We start from the raw sequence: 20,651 nt of genomic DNA, 5'->3' as shown, positions 1-20,651 counted from the left end.
CAATAACTTTAAAGAGTATAAACAAAAGAAAAAAGAGACCAATAAAAACTGTTAAAACTACTTGAACAACCATAATTAAAGTAATTCATTAAAAAAAATGCCTCAAAAAAATCAAGATAACTTGTGATTTTTTGAGGCATTTAAAAGTTAAAAAGTGGCCGCGACAGGGTTCGAACCTGCAACCCTCAGAGTCGAAATCTGATATTCTATCCAGTTGAACTACGCAGCCATTTTTGATACAGAATTGAGCAACTAATGAAATATTACGCGTGGTTCAATCGTTTTTTATGTAAGTAGTTTTTTAACTATTGTAGAAATCGTTTTACCCTCAGCAGTCCCTCCAAGTTTTGCTGCTGCTAATCCCATAACTTTCCCCATTGATGCAATACCTGATGCTCCGGTTTCGGCAATAATTGCTGCAATAACTGTTTCTACTTCTGCCTCACTCAATTGAGCTGGTAAAAATTTCTCAATAACTGCTATTTGTGCTAATTCTGGTTCAGCAAGATCTAAACGGTTTTGTTCTGTAAAAATTCTTGCGCTTTCTTTACGTGTTTTTACAAGTTTTTGTAACAACTTAACTTCATCGTCTTCTGAAATTTCTTCTTTAGATCCTGAAGCGGTCTGAGCAAGTAATATTTCTGATTTAATTGCTCTTAAAGCTTCAAGTGCAACGGTATCTTTGGCTCTCATGGCGGTTTTCATTTCCTCCATGATTAATGTTGATAAACTCATATCTTATGTCTTTGTTTTTTCAATTGTGATGAAACAGTAGTTACAATGCACTCTTGTTTACTGCCCCAGATGGTCGTGAAAAGCCTTTTTAGGGCAAAAAGCATTTTTTTCTCGGGCTTAAAAAGCGACTGAAAGAAGCTCTTTTAAGAACTTAGAAAAAAGCGTTTTGCACAAAAAGCTTGTAACAACAGCTGGATTTAGGCCCAACAAAATTACAGTATTTTAACGGGAATAGCAACTGCTATCTGGTGGATTGTAGTAAAAAAGAAACCCGAAAATCATATTAATTTTCGGGTTCCCTAGAATTAATTAGCAATTTAATCTACGTTATCGTGTAAATACGAATTATTAGAACGCAATTGTAAATCATTGTTACTATCTGTACCAACAGATATCCTAGAATTTACTGTATTCATTTGATTGTTTGAAATGTCAATTCCTAATCTTTTGTAAGCAGGTTCTTTCTCATATTCATCAATTTTAGAAACATTGTTATGAAACTTGTAATTGAACTCTTTTAATTTCTTTCTGCGCTCATCAGCTTTCATTCGTAAAGATTCTTCAATCGTCATTTCTGTAGGAGCAATGTCTTCAAAATCTATATGTGCGGCAGCTGGTATGTTAACTTGCTTCAAAGTAATATTCAACTCTGCAGGTGTAGCTACTTCAGGTGTTTTTACTACAGCTTTTCGCAAAAAATCTGATTCTTCATCCATGTACTCTTCAAGAGAATATTTTATGATTCCATTATCTGAAAGTTCTGTCACAGGTACAAATTGAACCGCTTCATTCACTTTAATTTCTTTTGTTTCATTAGTCAGTTCAAAAATCACATTGTTATCTTGTTTTTGCTCTAGAACTTCTGATTTAAAAAGAGGTAAGTCAAATGAAAATGTTGTTTGTTCTTGTCTTTCTATTGTTTTATTTTGAACTAATTGCGGCTCTACTACTGGTGACGAAACTATAAAATCAATATCAGTTATAGGCGAAACTATTTCGAATGTTACATCTAGATTATTTATAAAATCAGACATTTCAACCAAGTCCTCATTATTGATCGTTGGTGCGCTCACTACTGGGGTTTTGACAACTACTTCATCCTCCATCAAATCAAATACAATTCTATCATTTGCAGAAGGCGCTTTTGGAGTCTCCATATTCAAGTCAAATGCAGTAACAGAATTGTTTATTAAGTTGTAAACATTTTTTTGTTCATCTCCTAAAGTATGGATTATTTTTTTTGGCTCCGTGTTTACAATTTCATTTTGCTGCTCTATATCAAATCCAGTTGCAATAATAGTTACTGCAATGGCGTCCCCAAGCGACTCATCTTCACCAACACCCATGATAATATTGGCATTATGTCCTGCTTCGTTTTGAATGTGGTCATTGATTTCTCCAATTTCATCGATAGTAATTTCATTAGTACCAGAAACGATAAGCAACAATACGTTTTTGGCACCACTAATTTTGTTATCATTTAATAATGGCGAATCTAGAGCTGCAATAATAGCCTCTTTTGCTCTGTTCTCACCGGATGAAACTGATGAACCCATAATTGCGGTTCCACTATTATACAAAACCGTTTTAGCATCTCTTAAATCGATGTTTTGAGTATAGTGATGCGTAATTACTTCAGCAATACCGCGTGAAGCAGTTGCCAAGACTTCATCCGCTTTTGAAAATCCTGCTTTAAAACCAAGGTTTCCATAAACTTCTCTAAGTTTGTTATTGTTAATAACTATTAAGGAGTCAACTTGCTTACGTAATTTTTCTATTCCAATTAAAGCTTGTTCTTGACGCACTTTCCCTTCAAAAAGAAACGGTAGCGTAACAATACCTACTGTTAAAATATCTCTTTCCTTAGCTAATTGGGCAATTACTGGTGCTGCACCGGTTCCAGTTCCTCCACCCATTCCTGCAGTGATAAAAACCATCTTGGTATTTTGATCCAACATTTTTTCGATCTCAGAAATACTCTCTATAGCGGACTGCTGTCCTACATCAGGATTAGCACCTGCGCCTAATCCCTCGGTAAGGTGAACTCCCAACTGTATTTTATTTGGCACTGAACTGCTGTGTAACGCTTGAGAATCTGTATTACACACTATAAAATCCACGCCTTTTATTCCTTGCTTAAACATGTGGTTGATAGCGTTACTTCCGCCTCCACCGACCCCTATAACTTTTATTACATTTGATTGGTTTTTAGGTAAATCAAATGAAATACTTCCAAATTCTGTGTTGCTTGGCATAATTTTGGGTTTTTTGAAAATTGTTATTAATTCTTAGCTTCTTTTTTGAGTTTTATTCTGCATTATCAAGAAATTCTTTGATCCTATCCACATAACGATCAAAGAAGTTTTTTTGAATTCTAGTTGCGGTAGAATCCGGTTGTTTCTCTTTAATATGGTATTCTTCCTCTATTGCAATCTCAGATACTTCATTTACAGGAGCTGGTGCCACAGCCTCAGGCGCTCTATAAACTGGTTGCTCTTTTACTGGAGCAACAAGATCCAATCGTACTGCACTTTGAGTTTTGTTTTCTATACTTTTCATTACTAGCCCCACAGCTGTTGCATATAAAGGACTTGATATTTCCTCATCTGAACTTCCTGCTAGATGCTCATTTGGATATCCTATTCTGGTATCCATTCCTGTAATATATTCTACCAACTGCTTGATATGTTTTAACTGAGCTCCACCTCCAGTTAACACAATACCTGCAATTAATTTTTTTCTCGGATCTTCATGACCGTAGGCTTTCACTTCAGTAAAAACTTGTTCAATTATTTCAACTACACGTGCGTTAATAATTTTAGAAAGATTTTTCAATGAGATTTCTTTTGGCTCTCTTCCTCTTAATCCTGGTATAGAAACAATTTCATTGTCACGGTTTTCTCCAGGCCAAGCAGATCCAAATTTCACTTTCAAAAGCTCAGCTTGTTTTTCGATAATAGAACATCCTTCCTTAATATCTTCTGTAATGACATTACCCCCAAAAGGAATAACAGCTGTATGCCGAATGATTCCATCCTTAAAAATGGCCAAATCAGTAGTTCCACCACCAATATCAATTAAGGCAACTCCTGCCTCTTTTTCTTCTTGACTTAAAACCGCATCAGCAGACGCTAATGGCTCCAGTGTAAGTCCAGAAAGCTCAATACCAGAACTTTGAATGCAACGCCCAACATTTCTTATTGATGCTGCTTGCCCTACAACTACGTGAAAACTAGCTTCAAGTCTTCCACCATACATTCCTATCGGTTCTTTAATCTCTGATTGACCATCAATCTTGAACTCCTGAGGCAAAACATGTATAATTTCTTCGCCAGGCAACATAGCCAGCTTATTGACTTGATCTATAAGCAATTGTATATCATTCTCTCCTATAACCTCTTCTGGATTGTGTCTGCTTATGTAATCTGTATGTTGAATACTACGTATGTGCTGACCAGCAATACCTACTACTACATCTTTAATTTTAAAACCTGAATTATTTTCGGCATCTTGGATTGCTTGTTGTATAGACTGTATGGTTTGTGTAATATTATTAACAACGCCTCTAGCCACACCAAGACTTTTAGATTTACCTAAACCTAAAATTTCCAGTTTACCATATTCATTTTTTTTGCCTATCATGGCAACTATCTTAGTTGTCCCAATATCTAGTCCTACTGCAATCTTCTCTTTTTCCATTATCAATTATTTAGTGCAAACTACTTGATCCGTAAATCGGAGGTCAATTTTTTTATATTTATACAAAGAACCATCCAAAACAGCCTTTTGAAAAAAAGCTTTATAATTCCTAAATTTTAACACAGCAAAATTTAGACTACCAAAATCTATTTGATAATCAAAATTTCTATTGAGCATAATTAGGCTACCGTTTGGCATTATTTGTATTCCAATGATGTTTTTTTTCAAAAATTCATCATCGTATATAACTTGAAATAATTTTGTTAATTCTTCACTATTTTTTTTATTCATCGCTCCTGAAACAAGCGGTACTCTGGCTGTAAAGTTACTTGACAAAGGCATTCTACCTCCTTGGTAATCAATATAAAAAGAGTTGTCTTTATTAAACACTCTAGCAATTGGTGTCTTTTGTTCTACCACTGCTTTTAAGACACCATCAATGGTCACATATACTTCTGATTTTTTAATCATAGCATGTGAATCAATGGTGGTTTCTAGTTTATTCAAATCTAAATCAACTTTTTGAATGCTTCCTACATTGTCACTATTTTCTATCAACAATTTATTAACTATTTCTTGTTTAACAAATGGCGAATTAACTCCCACAAATATTACTGAAGATTGTTTCAGTTTTCTATTTTCATTTCGTTTTGATGTGAATGAAAATAAAAAAATCACCAGTACAAACATGAGCACTAATCGTATATTTGTCCAATTAAAGAGTTTCATTTAATGCTATTTTAATTGTTGACACCCATTCTCCTATATCTCCTGCCCCTATTGTAACAATAATTGCTGCATCACTACTTACAATCTTTTTAACTAAATCCTTCTTTTCAACTAATTCTTTATGCTCATTAGTCATTTTTTGCAACAACCATTCTGATGTTATTCCCGGCATAGGCAATTCTCTTGCAGGATAAATATCCAAAAGCAAAATCTCATCAAAAGCCGATAAACTTTTGGCAAAATCATCCCCAAAATCATGAGTTCTACTAAATAAGTGTGGCTGAAAAATCGCCAACACTTTTTGGTTAGGATACAACTCTCTTACAGCTTGATGCACCGCGTTAATCTCAGTAGGATGGTGAGCATAATCATCTATATAAACTTTATTATCTGTTTTTATTTGATATGAAAATCTCCTTTTTATACCCTTAAATGATGCAATAGCTTTTGCAATAGCATCTTGAGGAGTTCCATATAAATTTGCCATACCAATTGCCATCAAGGCATTCATAAGATTATGTTTTCCAGGAAGCCCAAAATGCAAATCCTGCATCACACCAGATGGTGTTTGAACATCAAAAACATAACTTCCGTTTCCTACACGCACATTAAATGCTTTATAAACAGCATCCTCATTTACGGCGCAGGTAATACCCTCTAATGGTAAATCCCTTGTTATGAAAAGATTACTCTTGTCTTCTATTTTAGAGGCAAACTCTACAAACGACTCTTCAATTGCTGCACTTGTCCCATAGATATCAAGATGATCCGCATCCATAGATGTGATGCAAGCAATATTGGGGTGCAAATGTAAAAAAGAACGATCAAATTCATCTGCTTCTACCACAGTAATTGTTTTACCGTTGCCTATTAAATTTGAATTGTAATTCTCAACAATTCCACCTATGAAAGCAGTCACATCAGCACCGCTTTCATTTAAAATATGTCCTAAAATCCCAGATGTCGTTGTCTTGCCATGTGTTCCTGCTACTGCAAAACAAAACGTATTTTCGGTTATCAAACCTAAAACCTCTGCTCTCTTTTTTATTTCATATCCTTTTTCTAAGAAAAAATTCCACTCTAAATGCGTTTTTGGCACAGCCGGAGTAACTACAACAAGTGTATTACTGTTCAAGAAATCTTTTGGAATCAATTGAACATCATCTTCAAAATGAATTGAAATTCCAGACGCTATTAATTCATTTGTAAGACTTGAAGGGGTTTTATCATATCCAGAAACTTGCTTTCCTAATGTTTTAAAATAACGAGCAAGATTGCTCATCCCGATTCCTCCGATGCCTATAAAATAAACGTTATGTATGTTTTCTAAATTCATTTTTGTTTTATTCTTATAGTATTAAACTACTTTATCTTTTATTTATTTTAACAATGAAACGATGGCATCAACAATATCTTTAGTCGCATTAGGTTTAGCTAATTTTTTCATGTTACTACTCAAATTTAATTGAAGTTGTTCGTCATGAATAAGTTTATTAAAAACGGACTCAAACTTTGTATCTAACTCACTTTCTTTAAGCAGCAAAGCTCCACCATTATCTACAATTGCTTTACCATTTTTGGTTTGATGATCTTCGGCTACATTAGGCGATGGTATAAAAATTGTGGGTTTAGCTACCAAGCACAATTCAGATACTGAAGACGCACCTGCACGCGAAATCACAAAATCAGCAGCAGCATAAATTAAATCCATCCTATCAATAAACGAAACTACTTGCACATTTTCTCTATCAGAAAAATGTTTATACTCGGCCATATAAAAATTTCCACATTGCCAAAAAACTTGTACTCCTGAGGCAATTAAAAAATCAAGTTCTTTTTCAATAAGCTGATTAATTCGTCTTGAACCTAAACTCCCACCCAAAACTAGAAGCGTTTTTTTATTATCGTCTAAATTAAAATACGATATAGCTTCACTTCTTTTTGAATCAATATCCAAAAGATCTTGACGTACCGGATTTCCTGTTAGAATGATTTTGTCTTGTGGAAAAAACCGTTCCAGATTTTCGTATGCTACACAAATTTTACTAGCCTTTTTACTCAATAATTTATTTGTAATTCCTGGAAAAGAATTTTGTTCTTGAATCAAGGTAGGAATTCCGCTTTGACCCGCAGCTTGTAATAATGGTCCACTTGCAAATCCACCAGTACCTATTACAACATCTGGCTTAAACTCTTTTATAATTGATCTAGAGCGCCACAGGCTAGAAAGCACTTTAACAGGAAACAAAATATTATCAACAGTTAATTTACGTTGCAATCCTGCAATCCATAATCCTTTTATACCATAACCCGCTTGAGGCACTTTTTGCATTTCCATCTTGTCCTGAGCTCCTACAAATAAAAATTCAGCATCTGAAAAACGCAATTTTAATTCATTTGCAATAGCAATCGCTGGATAAATATGTCCACCAGTTCCTCCTCCGCTAAGTATGAATTTGTACTTTTTCATTTTATTTATAAAAATTTAGAACACTATTTATTAAAAACTGCTTTCATAGGATTTGCAGCTTTATCCTCTATGGAATAATCTTGCACCACTTCATACTCCTCATCAAGCTCTCTATCAATTAGCTTTTGCAATGCTTCTTCTCTTTTTGCAGCATCCTTTTTTTCTTCTGCTATTTCTTCTTCTTTTTTGGTCACGCTAATAATAATTCCTAATGCAAAACACGTCATCCAAATGGAGCTACCTCCACTACTTATAAGCGGTAGCGTTTGCCCTGTAACAGGTAATAATTCAACAGCGACAGCCATATTCACCATGGCCTGAAAAACCATTGGAAAACCTAAACCTACAACCAATAATTTCCCAAAAAGAGTATTTGCTTTATGAGAAGCAACAACAAATCGAAATAGCAACAACAAGTACAGTACAATTACTGCAACTCCGCCCACAAGACCATATTCCTCTATTATAATTGCATATATAAAATCGGAGGAAGATTGCGGCAAAAAGTTTTTTTGCACACTCTTACCTGGCCCTAAACCATACAGTTTTCCTGATGCGATTGCAATTTTTGCTTTCTCTATTTGATAATCATCTTCTCCTGGTTTATCACTTGTAAAATTTTCAACTCTACTTATCCATGTATCCACACGGTTGGGAAATGCGTCAGGAAAAGTTTTTGCAATAATCATGAAAAAAGCCAACATCACAACTCCGGAACCAATAACGATACCCATGTATTTCAATGGATATTTACCTATAAAAACTAACATCAACACCATAGAAAAAATAAGTGCTGTTGTACTAAAATTTGCAGGCAAAATAAATATTAACGTCATAAAAACCGGCACCCATAGCTCCCATACAGACGCTTTAAACGTTAAAGCCTCTTTTCTTTTTTTTGATAAAAAACGAGCTACAAATATGAACAACACCATGGAGGCAAGAGTTGAGGGCTGAAAAGTAACACCAATAAAAGGAATTTGAATCCATCTACTAGCATTAGCACCTGCAATTACCGTGCCTTTGAATAATGTAAACGCCAAAAGTAACCAAACAAAGTATAAGGAACCCCTTGCAATAGCTTTGAAATAATGATAAGGTACTTTGTGCACCATAAAAATTATTGTAAATCCTATTGCGATATGAACAATGTGTTTTACGAGGTATCCTAGCGTATTCCCATCTCCTTTTCCTATGTAAGCCAAATTACTACTCGCACTAAAAACAGGCATAAAAGACAACAAGGCTAACAAGGCCACAAATGACCAAATTCCTTTATCCCCTTTTAAATTGCTTATTAGTTTTTTCATTTTCATTCTTTGTTACCAATTCTTATCCTTTTATTGCAGCAGATAAAACCGATATTCACCACTTTAAAATACTATTTACTTACAAACTTTTAACTGCTTGTTTAAATTGTTTACCACGATCCTCATAGCTTTCAAATAAATCAAAACTAGCACAAGCAGGAGACAATAATACAGTATCACCTTTCTCTGATAAGCGCTGCGCCATTCGAACAGCATCAGTCATAGAAGTCACCTCAACCATCACGTCTACTACATTACCAAATGCATCTATAATTTTTTTATTATCAACTCCAAGACACACAATTGCCTTAACTTTTTCACGTACTAAAGACATTAATTCATTATAATCATTCCCTTTATCAACACCACCTACAATCCATACTGTGGGTGCATTCATACTATCTAAAGCAAAAAAAGTAGCATTTACATTTGTAGCCTTAGAATCATTTACATATTGAATGTTTTGAATCTTCAACACCTTTTCTAAACGGTGCTCAACCCCTTGGAAATTTGACAAACTTTCACGGATAGTAGCTTTTCTGATTTGCATTAATTTTGCTACTGAAGTGGCTGCCATTGCGTTTTTAATATTATGTTTTCCCTCTAAGGCGATATGCTCTGTATCCATTGAAAAATCCTCTCGGTTAATTTTGATTTCCATTTTATTTTGTATTGTGTAAGCTCCTTCGTTGAATGTTTTTGTCAATGAAAAAGGAATTAATTTTGCTTTTGTTTGATGAGTTGTTAACCAATTATTTATCGCTTCGTCATCTGCGTCATAAATTAGATAATCCTCCTCTGTTTGATTCATAGTTATTCTAAACTTTGAATCGATATAATTTTCATATTTATATTCGTATCGATCTAAATGATCTGGACTTATATTCGTAATAATTGCAATGTGTGGCTTAAAATTAAATACGCCGTCTAGTTGAAAGCTGCTCAATTCAAGCACATAATAATCAAACTTATTATCGGCCACCTGCCAGGCAAAACTTTTACCTATATTTCCTCCTAAACCTACATTTACTCCAGCTGATTTCAATAAATGATACGTAAGCATAGTTGTAGTTGTCTTTCCATTACTACCTGTAATTCCTATAATGGTAGCATTTGTAAAAGGAGCTGCAAACTCAATCTCTGATATTACCGAAACCCCTTTCTCTAAAAGTTTTTTAACAATAGGAGATTTATCAGGAATACCAGGGCTTTTCATAACCACATCAGCATTTAATATTAAATCCTCAGTATGCTTTTCTTCTTCCCATGGAATTGAATTCAGAGATAAAACCTCCTTATAATTCCCTTTTATTTTTCCAAAGTCAGATACAAAAACGTCGTACCCTTTCTTTTTTCCTAAAATTGCAGTTCCAATACCGCTTTCTCCTCCACCAAGAATAACTAGTCTCATATTATCTCAATTTTAATGTAACTATGGACAGTATGGCTAACATGATGGCTACAATCCAAAAACGGGTAACAATTTTACTCTCATGATATCCCTTCTTTTGATAATGATGGTGTAAAGGGGACATCAAAAATATTCTTCGGCCTTCGCCAAAACGTTTCTTGGTATACTTAAAATAACTCACCTGAAGTACTACCGAAAAATTTTCAACTAGAAAAATTCCGCATAACAATGGGATTAGCATTTCTTTACGAACTGCAATTGCTAGTACAGCAATGATACCCCCAATAGTCAAACTTCCCGTATCTCCCATAAATACCGATGCTGGATACGAGTTATACCAAAGAAACCCAATTAAAGACCCTACAAATGCCGCTATAAAAACCGTCATTTCTCCTGAGTTAGGGATGTACATAATATTCAAGTAATTGGAAAAAATAATGTTTCCCGAAACAAATGTAAAAATACCCAATGCCAGCACTGAAATGGCCGATGTTCCTGCAGCCAGACCATCTATACCATCTGTTAAATTAGCACCATTTGAAACAGCTGTGATAATAAAAATTACCACAGGGATAAAGATTAACCAGGCCCATTTTTCATATCCTTCTCCAGTCCAAGCTAAAACTTCGGCGTAATCAAACTCATTATTTTTAAAAAACGGAATTGTAGTTGCTGTTGATTTCTCTTCAATAGGTGCTGGCAACACAACAGTGCTAGTAGGTGCTCTAAAAATATCTGATGTAGACGTATCTGTACGTACAGTAACACCCGCATGAAAATAAAGAACTGTCCCTACTATTAGTCCTAAACCTACTTGTCCTATTACTTTAAAAATTCCTTTTAAACCTTGCTTGTCCTTTTTAAAAATCTTAATATAATCATCTATAAATCCTATTGTTCCCATCCAAAGCGTGGTAACAATAAGCAATACTATATAAATGTTGTGCAGTTTTGCAAAAAGCAAAACCGGAACAAGCGTTGCAAATATGATAATCAAACCACCCATGGTAGGAGTACCCGCTTTTTCATTTTGACCTGCTAAACCAAGTTCTCTAACCGTTTCTCCTACTTGCTGTTTTTGTAAAAAGCGAATAATTCGTTTCCCATAAATAGTAGACAATAATAGCGATAACATTAAGGCTAATGCTGATCTAAAAGTAATGTACTGAAAAACTCCTGTTCCAGGAACATCCATCATTTTGTCTAAATATTCAAATAAATAATACAGCATATATCTTTGTTTATCTGGTTAACCTTTATTTTTTTTTCTTATGGATCGTTTTAAATACTAAACGATTTGAAATTATTTTCCTAATTGTTCTAATAGTTCTTTTACTATTTTCATATCGTCAAAATCATGACGAACACCATTAACTTCTTGGTATGTCTCATGACCTTTACCTGCAACCAATAAGATGTCATTAGGCTGTGCTAACTGACACGCTGTTTTAATTGCTTGCATTCTATCTGTAATAGAAATTGTTTTCTTAAAATGATGTGGAGCGACTCCTTTTTCCATTTCAGAAATAATTTCTAAAGGATCTTCACTCCTTGGATTATCCGATGTAAAAATAGCTTTATCACTTAAACTTGCAGCAATATCAGCCATTACTGGTCTTTTTGCTTTATCCCTGTCACCCCCACAACCCACAACCGTAATCAGCTGCTCGTTTTGAGTACGAATGGTATTTATTGTTTTCAAAACATTTTCAAGAGCATCTGGTGTGTGAGCATAATCAACAATAGCAGTTACATTAGAATTCGATACTATATATTGAAACCTGCCTGAAACACTTTCTAAATTAGATAACAACCTAAGAACTTCTAAACTATCAAGTCCTAATTCTATAGCGGTACCGTAAATTGCAAGCAAATTATACGCATTGAAATCTCCAATCAATTTAACCCAAACTTCATGACCGTTTATTTTTAATAACAATCCTGATAATTGATTTTCTAAAATTTGTGCTTTATAATCGGCATAGGTTTTTAGGGCATAGGTTTTTTTAGTGGCAACGGTATTTTGCAACATGACAGATCCGTTTTTATCATCTGCATTAGTGAGTGCAAAACCAGTTTTTGGTAAACTATCAAAAAAAGCTTTTTTTACATCTCTATACTCAGCAAATGTGGGGTGATAATCTAAATGATCATGAGACAAATTGGTAAAAACCCCACCTGTAAAATGCAATCCTTCTGTTCTCTTTTGATGAATTCCATGCGAACTCACTTCCATAAAACAATATTCAACACCACTTTCTATCATTTCATTTAAGTAGTGGTTTATTGTTAACGAATCTGGAGTGGTATGAGTAGCTTTATATTCTTTCTCATTCACCATGATTTTTACTGTAGAAAGCAAGCCAACTTTATACCCAGCATTTATAAATAATTGGTATAATAAAGAGGCAATAGTGGTTTTACCATTAGTACCTGTAATACCAACTAATTTTAGTTTTTGCGAAGGCGACTCATAAAAATTTGCAGCCATGCAAGCCAATGCAGCATTTGTATCTTGAACCTTGATATACGTTACTCCTGGTGTAAGTTCAGCTGGCAAAATTTGACAAACTATTGCGGTGGCTCCCTGTTGGATAACTTTATCTATATAATCATGACCGTTTGAAACTGTACCGTGAATAGCAACAAACATATCTCCGTTGAGAATTTTTCTAGAATCAAATTCTATTTTATTCACAGGAATATCTGTAAGACCCGTTACCGAATCTATAGCTACTTTGTATAATATGTCTTTTAGTACTTTCATGATAACTCTAATAATATTGTTGCATTTTTTACTACATTTTCACCTGCTTGCAACGACTGTTTTTTAACTTTTCCTACACCTACAACTTTTACTTTCATCCCTAAATTTCCAAGAAGCGCTACAGCATCCATGCCTGACATTCCTTTAAGATTAGGAACTACTTTCTGCTTTTTCTGAACTTTTGAATAGTAAGCCTCATAACTTTGCTCTTGCTTATCAATTTTCCTGTCAAGATTTTTTATAGTATTGGTAGATGGCGCATCGGTAAATATTTTTTGTGCAATTCTTTTAAATACTGGCCCAGCCACATCAGCACCGTAATAATTATTAAGAGCGGTATTAGGCTTATGCACAACCACTATACAAGAATACTTTGGGTTCTCGGCTGGAAAATAGCCCACAAAAGAAGAAGCGTAATACATTCCGGTTCTTCCTGCTTTACCATAATTTACTTGTGCCGTACCGGTTTTTCCTGCCATTGAAAAATCTTTAGAAAACAAGTTAGATCCCGTTCCTTTTTTCACCACATTAGCCAAGACTGCTTTAAGCTTAACAATTGTTTCCTTGGAACAAATTTTAGGGTTCAAAACTTCTTTTTCGTATTTTTTTATGGTTCTATTCCACTCTTTTATTTCAGATACAAATTGTGGTTTTACCATTTCCCCATCATTTGCAACGGCATTATAAAAAGCTAATGTTTGCATTGGTGTAATATGCACTCCGTACCCAAAAGCCATCCAAGGCAATGATATTTTAGACCAACTTCTATCTGTAGGTTGAGGCACATAAGGAATTCCTTCCCCTTTAATAGATAGTCCTAATGTTTTATTAAGACCATAGTTATTAAGATGATTTACAAACTGTGACGGATTCTCTTTGTATGCATTATAAACCGCCTGAACCAAAACCGTGTTAGAAGAAACCTCAAAACCTCTAGCCAACGAAATCTTACCGTATCCACCTTCATGAGAATCTTCTACTTTTTTTCCAAAATAAGTTATTACCCCATTTTTACTATCATAAATTGCGCTTGTATCAACTTTTTTATCGTCTAACAATGCCATTAATCCTGCTAATTTATAGGTAGAACCTGGCTCGTGAGACTCTGCTACGGCGTAATTTGTGGTTTCATAATAGGTACCATCATTAGCTCTTCCTAAATTAGAAATTGCTTTTACATGACCTGTTTTAGTTTCCATTACAACTACGGTACCGTGCTCTGCTTCATAACACTCTAGTTGTTTCAATAAAGCGTGATGCGCTATATCCTGAATGTATACATCAATAGTAGAGATCACATCATACCCGTCTTGAGGATCTACCTCATTAACATCTCTGATAGGTTTCCACTGTCCTTTGGCAATTTTTTGTTTTAAAATCTTGCCGTCTTTCCCGTTCAAATATTTTCTAAAAGCCCATTCAATACCTTTTCCATCAATTGATTGGCCATTTTGAGTACGCTCATACCCCACTGTCCTTTCGGCAATTTTACCTATAGGATGCTCCCTAACTGTTTCTTGCTCTACAATAATACCGCCTTTGAAAGCTCCCAAATTAAATAATGGAAAGCCTTTAATTTTATAATAAGATGTATACCCTAGTTTACGACCTATTAAATAATACCTATTCTTGTTGGCACGTGCTTTCCTTAATTCATTTTCAAAGTAGCTAGATGTTTTACCCAACACTGTTGCTAAAGAATCCGATAGTGATTTTACATTCTTTTCAAAGACTTCCGTTTTGGGTGCAACGGCATCAAAACGTATATCATAATTTGGAATCGACGTAGCCAACAAACTGCCATCAGCCGAGTAAATATTTCCTTTATTGGCTGGGATTACAAAATTTCTTACCGTTCTTTCTTTGGCTAATTTTCGATAATAATCTCCCTCAACCCATTGGATATTGGTTAATTTAATAGTAATAGCCACTGCAATCACAAAGATGAATGCAGCAACCAGATAAATTCTGTAGGATATATTTTTATCGTCTACTCCCATATTTTTTTGAAAAAGTTTTTTTCTTCTTCTTTAACTACTTTAATTTTTACCGGTGGCACCGTGGATGGAAAAATTTGCTTTTGCAACATTTTCTCAGATATCGTGGATTCCATTTTTAATTTCATTAATTCTGATCTTCTATCCACAAACTCTGATCGCAATTCTTTCACTTGATTAGAGAGTGCCGCTATTTCAAATACTTTTTGTTCAAATCTTTGTGTATTTGCAATCATAATAATAGCAAGTGCAATTCCAAAAACAATGAATCGCCAGTTTTTTACAGCATCATCGTTTACCAGAAACTTTGCTTTTAATAAACTGTAAATCCTGTTTTTCATTTTTTATCTTTTTTCAGCAATTCTTAACTTGGCACTTCTTGCTCTATTATTCTCTTTAATCTCGTTAGCATTGGGAACAATTAATTTTCCAATGGTTTTAAATGGAACCGAAAAATTTCCAAAAAAATCACGTTCTGGCTCCCCATCAAACATTCCGTTTTTTACAAATCTTTTTACCAATCGGTCTTCAAGTGAATGATATGAAATAACACTCAAACGTCCTTCTGGTTTTAAGATTTCTAAAGATTGTTCTAAAAACTCCTTTAAAACATCCATCTCTTGATTCACCTCTATACGTATGGCTTGATAAATCTGAGCCAATATTTTATTCTTAACTCTTTCTGGCAAATACCTTGACAAAACCTCTTTTAACTCATCGGTAGTTTTTATTGGATATTGCGTTCTGGCCTCCACAATAGTTCTTGCCAGTACCGGAGCATTTTTCAATTCTCCATAATCCAAGAAAACTCTTTTTAAGTTAGCTTCATCATATTCGTTTACCACCTTGTAAGCACTCAAGTCATTCTTCTGGCTCATTCTCATATCTAAGTCAGCATCAAAACGAGTTGAGAAACCTCTTTCTGGAACATCAAACTGATGAGAAGAAACTCCAAGGTCTCCTAAAATGCCATCAACACTCTTTACTCCATAAAAACGCAAAAACCGTTTTATAAAACGGAAGTTTTCATTTATCAGGGTAAATCTATCATCAGCTAATGCGTTTGCTAATGCGTCTTCATCTTGATCAAAGGCAAACAACTTCCCATTTGGCCCCAGCCGTTTCAAAATTTCTTTTGAATGACCTCCTCCTCCAAAAGTTACATCTACATATACTCCATCAGGATGAATATTTAAACCATCTACTGATTCCTGGAGCAAAACAGGATTATGATATTCCATTGTTGTCGTCATTTAAATTCCCCATTACTTCTTCTGCTAAATCTGCAAAATCCAGATCATCTCCACTTATTGATTTCTCATACAAATCTTTGTCCCAAATCTCTACCATATTAATTGATGAGGAGAAAACAACATCCTTAGTAATACTTGCAAAAACCGCTAAATCCTTCGGAGCCAGCAATCTACCTAACGCGTCAATCTCTACTACTTTTACTCCTGCAGTAAACCTGCGGATAAAATCATTGTTTTTTTTCACAAACCGATTGAGTTTGTTAATTTTTGCCATCATCACATTCCACTCTTGCATAGGATACAACTCGAGACAGGACTGAAACACGGAACGCTTCAAAACAAAACCGTCTTGAAGTGATGAAGCCAATTGCTTTTTAAGCGGTGCTGGTAGTAGCATCCTGCCTTTTGCATCAACTTTGCATTCATATGTTCCTACAATTGTGTCCAAACAAAAAGTATTAAATGATGGAGAGCAAAAATAGAAAAAAATCTACCACTATTTACCACTTACTACCACTTTGTTAATAAGTTTAACCACTTTCTAGCCAAAACTATTAATTTGCACAATATCAAAAAGTTACACTCTCTTTTATTAAACATGGTTTCGAGCAAGACAAATTGAAATTGTATTATTGAAAATATTGAAATCTCAAGCTTTTACTATCTATTTTTAGGATAAAAAACACAATGATTCGCAACATAAATAACATTATTTACCTCACACTAGTGATAATTTTACAATTAAAAATTGCCTTAAAAATTCATTTTTATTTATTAAATCCTATATTTGTCAAAATTGAAAATAGGGATTTAAAAAAAATGGAAAAACACTATAAAAAAGAGGGTAGATACAGCTATTATGAAGCAGGTGAAGGGACTCCAATTGTCATTTTACATGGACTTATGGGCGGGCTTAGTAATTTTGATGCTGTTGCCAATCACTTTTCGTCAAAGGGTTACAAAATTATCATCCCAGATTTACCTATTTACACACAAAATATTTTAAAAACCAATGTAAAAAATTTTGCCAAATACGTTAAAGACTTCATTACCTACAAAGGACTAGAACGTGTTATTTTACTTGGAAACTCATTAGGAGGACATATTGCATTATACCATACTAAAATGTATCCTGAAAAAGTAGCAGGTTTAGTAATAACAGGCAGTTCTGGACTGTATGAAAGCGCCATGGGCGACAGCTACCCAAAAAGAGGTGATTACGAATACATAAAAAAGAAAGCCGAAGACGTATTCTACGACCCAAAAGTAGCGACGAAAGAATTAATAGACGAAGTATACGAATCTGTAAATGACCGTATCAAACTGATAAAGACGCTTACAATTGCTAAAAGCGCTATACGCCATAATATGGCCAAAGATTTACCTAAAATGCACGTACAAACTTGTATTATTTGGGGGAAAAATGATAAAGTGACACCTCCAGATGTTGCCGAAGAATTCAATAAATTATTACCCAATTCTACATTATATTGGATTGACAAATGCGGCCATGCTGCTATGATGGAGCATCCAGAAGAATTCAATCGCTTACTTGAAGAATGGCTTACCAATACGCATCTTGCAATACATTAATGCGAAGCTGCATTTTACACCTTACAACATGAAAATTAATACTGCCGAATTTGTTATCAGTAACTCCGATGTTTCTAAATGTCCTAAAGACTTTTTACCGGAGTATGCTTTTATAGGCCGATCTAATGTGGGAAAATCATCATTGATTAACATGATTACCAACCACAAAAAATTAGCTAAAACATCGGGACGCCCAGGAAAAACACAATTAATAAATCATTTTTTGATTAACAATAACTGGTTCTTAGTTGATTTACCTGGCTATGGTTACGCTAAAGTATCTAAAAAAACGAAGTCTATATTTCAAGAATTCATTACTGATTATTTTGAAACAAGAGAACAACTTGTTTGCGCTTTTGTACTAATTGATATTAGACATGAAGCACAAACGATAGATGTTGAATTCATGTCGTACATGGGCGAAAGTGAAATTCCGTTTTGTATTATTTTTACCAAAGCCGATAAGATTAGTAAAGTAAAAATTGACTCCCACATTGCCGCCTACAAAAAGAAAATGTTTGCTAATAACTGGGCCGAAATGCCTCAGTATTTTGTTACATCAGCAACAGAATCAACAGGAAAGGAAGAGTTATTGACCTATATTGATGATGTAAATCAAGAAGTTTTTAAAAACAATAGTCAATTTTAGAGCTAATTTTCCAATGAATTCAAACAGTAGAAACATCTTTTTCATAGTTGGAACACTTTTTATCACTCTGACTTCCTGTAAATCAAACACCTATCTACTTACGAATCATGATTACAAAACAGGCGTAGATTTTACTCAAGGAAAATGGCTCTTAAACACGATTAACAGCACTAAGGAAAACCGAGACAAACTCACCCAAGAAACAACATTATTTTTCACTGAAAATATAGGCAATCGTTATTATTTTCGGGCTGATGTTAATAGTTTGCTCCTTCCTGAAAACATACCCCTTAACCCCAATAAAGAACAAATCAAATCACTACAAGCAGGTACCGGATTTGATTACTTTATCAATGTGTCTACTAAAAAAAATAAGGATGAGTTAGGAACAGTCTCTTTATTTGACGATGAACAATCAACAGAGGAAAACAATGCTGAAGTGACTCTAGAAATATACGATTTGAATTTACATCAAATTATATATACTCAAAAAGCAATTGGCAGCGATCGTGCCGAAAAACAAAAGTCAATTTGGGAGACCAAAAAATCAAACAAACTCATTGACAATATCAACTTTCATCGAAGCTCTAATAAATTAGTATTAGGAAGTCTTAAAAAAATATTGAAAGATCTTAAAAAGAAATCGATTCCAAAAAAATAAGAGCTGTAGCAACAGCTCTTATTTTTTTTATTTTTTGGTTAAGTCCAGTTTTTCTGCAAAATAATCGCAAAAATCCTTCATTGTTTCAGCCATTTTTTCGTCGTTTGTAGCCCTATTAAAAGTATCAGACATGGCAACTAAAGTTTGATGGAAGAAAATTTTCATTTCATCTACCGGCATATCCTTTGTCCACAAATCAATTCTCATACTTTCTTTTGCTTTGCTATCCCATATTGATAACATTATAGCTTTTGCTTCTTCGTGCTCTACGCCACCATCTTTGGCAGTCCACATTAGTTTTTCTGGAACGCGATTTTCATCGAGTTCAACTAAAAATTTTATTTCTGATGTAATGGTATTTGACATTATTTTTTGGGTTTGTATTTTGATTTAACAAAGATTTCTTTTGCGTCTGTTTTTAATAATTCCTCTAGTGAAGCGCCACTATTTTCCATGTAAGCCCTAACAATTTGCCATCCTACCCATACGCCTACTTGACCGGGCGAATCATTATCAATTTCTAAATAAAATTTGGAGAACGGTGCAGCATTGATAAACCTATTTGCTAATTTTTGCTCACTACTGTAAAGCATCTCCTTTTCTAAGAAATAGCGCCACATGTAACTTTCATTTTCTTCACACCATTTTATTTGTTCAGTAGTGTACCCTATTTTTTCGGCATCTGAGTAAGTAGGCAGTAGTACATCTTTCAGATAAAGTTGCTTACCCCAATAAACCATTTGAGACAACAACTCTTTTTGAGTTCCCGGAGGAATTTTACGCATGGCAAAACTGGACACTACATCAGGTGCAATTTGTCTTTCTTCAAAATTTTGTTTTAGATAATTGGGAAATTGATAAAACTTATGATCCTTTCCTAAGTACAATTCAAGAGAAATGATTACCAATGAGTCGGCATAAATTGCTTTGGTTGTGTAATCCATTTCAGAAATCACAGTGATCACTTTTGGGGTTCTTGTTTTTGGAAAATGATATTTTATTTGCTTAAATAAACCATCTAGCTCTTTCTTTACAGGTTGTATGTTGGCATACTTTTTTTGAACCTCTGTATATAATTCACGCCAAAGAGGGTTTTGCATTTTTTCTATCCAAACTCGATTATCATTACCTGCAGGAAAAAAATAAGGATACTGTTTTTTAACCTTATCTAAATTTTCTGGTTTAGTTTCAAAAAAAAGTTTGTCAAATCTTTCTACCTTTAAGTCTACAGGAATCGATGCAACTTCACGTTCTACTTGCGTTTTTTTCTCACATGCCATTAGAACAAGACAAAAGAATGCTACTATTAGGTGTTTTTTCATATTAATTAATTAAATTTGTGTATGTAACTCTGGGAATTAATGCACAACAAATTAC

At 34.2% G+C, this 20,651-nt stretch carries 19 protein-coding genes and 1 tRNA gene; 3 read left to right on the top strand and 17 right to left on the bottom strand.

What is annotated here, in order from left to right; all coding sequences use genetic code 11:
• Positions 1-155: 155 nt before the first annotated feature.
• From FJV36_RS04670 to FJV36_RS04600, 15 genes are all read right to left on the bottom strand, one after another.
• Positions 156-229 (bottom strand) — tRNA-Arg (locus FJV36_RS04670).
• Positions 230-285: 56 nt separating this feature from the next.
• Positions 286-735, bottom strand: coding sequence for a GatB/YqeY domain-containing protein (locus FJV36_RS04665; RefSeq protein ID WP_158729594.1), 450 nt, complete (start codon positions 733-735; stop codon positions 286-288).
• 317 nt (positions 736-1,052) lie between these two features.
• Positions 1,053-2,990, bottom strand: a complete 1,938-nt coding sequence (ftsZ, locus tag FJV36_RS04660; RefSeq protein ID WP_158729593.1) for a cell division protein FtsZ — start codon at positions 2,988-2,990, stop codon at positions 1,053-1,055.
• Between the two features lie 52 nt (positions 2,991-3,042).
• Complete coding sequence (gene ftsA / locus FJV36_RS04655; RefSeq protein WP_158729592.1) at positions 3,043-4,434, bottom strand: cell division protein FtsA; 1,392 nt, start codon at positions 4,432-4,434, stop codon at positions 3,043-3,045.
• A gap of 6 nt (positions 4,435-4,440) precedes the next feature.
• Positions 4,441-5,163: a cell division protein FtsQ/DivIB gene (locus FJV36_RS04650; RefSeq protein ID WP_158729591.1), complete on the bottom strand. Its 723-nt coding sequence runs from the start codon at positions 5,161-5,163 to the stop codon at positions 4,441-4,443.
• Positions 5,150-6,499: a UDP-N-acetylmuramate--L-alanine ligase gene (murC, locus tag FJV36_RS04645; RefSeq protein WP_158729590.1), complete on the bottom strand. Its 1,350-nt coding sequence runs from the start codon at positions 6,497-6,499 to the stop codon at positions 5,150-5,152. The genes FJV36_RS04650 and murC overlap by 14 nt, the downstream gene beginning before the upstream one ends.
• Before the next feature lie 42 nt (positions 6,500-6,541).
• A complete protein-coding gene (gene murG, locus FJV36_RS04640) occupies positions 6,542-7,633 on the bottom strand; it encodes an undecaprenyldiphospho-muramoylpentapeptide beta-N-acetylglucosaminyltransferase (protein WP_158729589.1) in 1,092 nt (363 codons plus the stop codon).
• 23 nt (positions 7,634-7,656) lie between these two features.
• Entirely contained in the window at positions 7,657-8,943 is a 1,287-nt protein-coding gene (locus tag FJV36_RS04635; protein ID WP_158729588.1) for an FtsW/RodA/SpoVE family cell cycle protein, read from the bottom strand.
• Between the two features lie 79 nt (positions 8,944-9,022).
• Positions 9,023-10,354 (bottom strand): UDP-N-acetylmuramoyl-L-alanine--D-glutamate ligase, encoded by a 1,332-nt coding sequence (murD, locus tag FJV36_RS04630; RefSeq protein WP_158729587.1) that lies wholly within the window; start codon positions 10,352-10,354, stop codon positions 9,023-9,025.
• A 1-nt stretch (position 10,355) separates the two neighbouring features.
• On the bottom strand, positions 10,356-11,585 hold the full coding sequence (gene mraY / locus FJV36_RS04625; RefSeq protein WP_144889314.1) for a phospho-N-acetylmuramoyl-pentapeptide-transferase: 1,230 nt from the start codon (positions 11,583-11,585) through the stop codon (positions 10,356-10,358).
• Between the two features lie 72 nt (positions 11,586-11,657).
• Positions 11,658-13,121 (bottom strand): UDP-N-acetylmuramoyl-L-alanyl-D-glutamate--2,6-diaminopimelate ligase, encoded by a 1,464-nt coding sequence (locus FJV36_RS04620; RefSeq protein ID WP_158729586.1) that lies wholly within the window; start codon positions 13,119-13,121, stop codon positions 11,658-11,660.
• Positions 13,118-15,121 carry a penicillin-binding transpeptidase domain-containing protein gene (locus tag FJV36_RS04615; RefSeq protein ID WP_158729585.1) on the bottom strand — a complete coding sequence of 668 codons (2,004 nt, stop codon included), beginning with the start codon at positions 15,119-15,121 and terminating at the stop codon, positions 13,118-13,120. The genes FJV36_RS04620 and FJV36_RS04615 overlap by 4 nt, the downstream gene beginning before the upstream one ends.
• Positions 15,112-15,459, bottom strand: coding sequence for an FtsL-like putative cell division protein (locus FJV36_RS04610; protein ID WP_158729584.1), 348 nt, complete (start codon positions 15,457-15,459; stop codon positions 15,112-15,114). Before FJV36_RS04610 ends, FJV36_RS04615 begins: the two co-directional genes overlap by 10 nt.
• A gap of 3 nt (positions 15,460-15,462) precedes the next feature.
• The gene (gene rsmH / locus FJV36_RS04605; protein WP_176330677.1) at positions 15,463-16,371 is read right to left on the bottom strand and encodes a 16S rRNA (cytosine(1402)-N(4))-methyltransferase RsmH; all 909 of its coding nucleotides are present in this window, start codon (positions 16,369-16,371) and stop codon (positions 15,463-15,465) included.
• Positions 16,346-16,819 carry a division/cell wall cluster transcriptional repressor MraZ gene (locus FJV36_RS04600; RefSeq protein WP_158729583.1) on the bottom strand — a complete coding sequence of 158 codons (474 nt, stop codon included), beginning with the start codon at positions 16,817-16,819 and terminating at the stop codon, positions 16,346-16,348. Before FJV36_RS04600 ends, rsmH begins: the two co-directional genes overlap by 26 nt.
• A 371-nt stretch (positions 16,820-17,190) precedes the next feature.
• Between FJV36_RS04600 and FJV36_RS04595 the strand changes: the two genes are divergently transcribed.
• The 3 genes from FJV36_RS04595 to FJV36_RS04585 are packed head-to-tail and all read left to right on the top strand — an operon-like array spanning position 17,191 to position 19,274.
• Positions 17,191-17,964 carry an alpha/beta fold hydrolase gene (locus tag FJV36_RS04595; RefSeq protein WP_158729582.1) on the top strand — a complete coding sequence of 258 codons (774 nt, stop codon included), beginning with the start codon at positions 17,191-17,193 and terminating at the stop codon, positions 17,962-17,964.
• 28 nt (positions 17,965-17,992) lie between these two features.
• Positions 17,993-18,613: a ribosome biogenesis GTP-binding protein YihA/YsxC gene (yihA, locus tag FJV36_RS04590; RefSeq protein WP_158729581.1), complete on the top strand. Its 621-nt coding sequence runs from the start codon at positions 17,993-17,995 to the stop codon at positions 18,611-18,613.
• Between the two features lie 13 nt (positions 18,614-18,626).
• On the top strand, positions 18,627-19,274 hold the full coding sequence (locus FJV36_RS04585; RefSeq protein WP_158729580.1) for a hypothetical protein: 648 nt from the start codon (positions 18,627-18,629) through the stop codon (positions 19,272-19,274).
• 27 nt (positions 19,275-19,301) lie between these two features.
• Here the strand turns inward: FJV36_RS04585 and gldC are convergent, their stop codons facing one another.
• Both gldC and gldB read right to left on the bottom strand, forming a co-directional pair.
• Entirely contained in the window at positions 19,302-19,640 is a 339-nt protein-coding gene (gene gldC / locus FJV36_RS04580; RefSeq protein ID WP_199250919.1) for a gliding motility protein GldC, read from the bottom strand.
• Positions 19,640-20,596: a gliding motility lipoprotein GldB gene (gene gldB / locus FJV36_RS04575; protein ID WP_158729579.1), complete on the bottom strand. Its 957-nt coding sequence runs from the start codon at positions 20,594-20,596 to the stop codon at positions 19,640-19,642. The genes gldC and gldB overlap by 1 nt, the downstream gene beginning before the upstream one ends.
• Positions 20,597-20,651 lie beyond the last annotated feature (55 nt).

It is taken from the genome of Flavobacterium sp. I-STPP5a (assembly GCF_009764685.1).
GTDB lineage: Bacteria > Bacteroidota > Bacteroidia > Flavobacteriales > Flavobacteriaceae > Flavobacterium.
Note: the sequence above shows the minus strand (reverse complement) of the source record. Positions and strands in the feature narration are given on the sequence as shown.

Bases quoted from the DNA above. Each gene is read 5' to 3' on its own strand.
- FJV36_RS04665 (WP_158729594.1), bottom strand. From the start codon at position 735: ATGAGTTTATCAACATTAATCATGGAGGAAATGAAAACCGCCATGAGA.
- ftsZ (WP_158729593.1), bottom strand. From the start codon at position 2,990: ATGCCAAGCAACACAGAATTTGGAAGTATTTCATTTGATTTACCTAAA.
- ftsA (WP_158729592.1), bottom strand. From the start codon at position 4,434: ATGGAAAAAGAGAAGATTGCAGTAGGACTAGATATTGGGACAACTAAG.
- FJV36_RS04650 (WP_158729591.1), bottom strand. From the start codon at position 5,163: ATGAAACTCTTTAATTGGACAAATATACGATTAGTGCTCATGTTTGTA.
- murC (WP_158729590.1), bottom strand. From the start codon at position 6,499: ATGAATTTAGAAAACATACATAACGTTTATTTTATAGGCATCGGAGGA.
- murG (WP_158729589.1), bottom strand. From the start codon at position 7,633: ATGAAAAAGTACAAATTCATACTTAGCGGAGGAGGAACTGGTGGACAT.
- FJV36_RS04635 (WP_158729588.1), bottom strand. From the start codon at position 8,943: ATGAAAAAACTAATAAGCAATTTAAAAGGGGATAAAGGAATTTGGTCA.
- murD (WP_158729587.1), bottom strand. From the start codon at position 10,354: ATGAGACTAGTTATTCTTGGTGGAGGAGAAAGCGGTATTGGAACTGCA.
- mraY (WP_144889314.1), bottom strand. From the start codon at position 11,585: ATGCTGTATTATTTATTTGAATATTTAGACAAAATGATGGATGTTCCT.
- FJV36_RS04620 (WP_158729586.1), bottom strand. From the start codon at position 13,121: ATGAAAGTACTAAAAGACATATTATACAAAGTAGCTATAGATTCGGTA.
- FJV36_RS04615 (WP_158729585.1), bottom strand. From the start codon at position 15,121: ATGGGAGTAGACGATAAAAATATATCCTACAGAATTTATCTGGTTGCT.
- FJV36_RS04610 (WP_158729584.1), bottom strand. From the start codon at position 15,459: ATGAAAAACAGGATTTACAGTTTATTAAAAGCAAAGTTTCTGGTAAAC.
- rsmH (WP_176330677.1), bottom strand. From the start codon at position 16,371: ATGACGACAACAATGGAATATCATAATCCTGTTTTGCTCCAGGAATCA.
- FJV36_RS04595 (WP_158729582.1), top strand. From the start codon at position 17,191: ATGGAAAAACACTATAAAAAAGAGGGTAGATACAGCTATTATGAAGCA.
- yihA (WP_158729581.1), top strand. From the start codon at position 17,993: ATGAAAATTAATACTGCCGAATTTGTTATCAGTAACTCCGATGTTTCT.
- FJV36_RS04585 (WP_158729580.1), top strand. From the start codon at position 18,627: ATGAATTCAAACAGTAGAAACATCTTTTTCATAGTTGGAACACTTTTT.
- gldC (WP_199250919.1), bottom strand. From the start codon at position 19,640: ATGTCAAATACCATTACATCAGAAATAAAATTTTTAGTTGAACTCGAT.
- gldB (WP_158729579.1), bottom strand. From the start codon at position 20,596: ATGAAAAAACACCTAATAGTAGCATTCTTTTGTCTTGTTCTAATGGCA.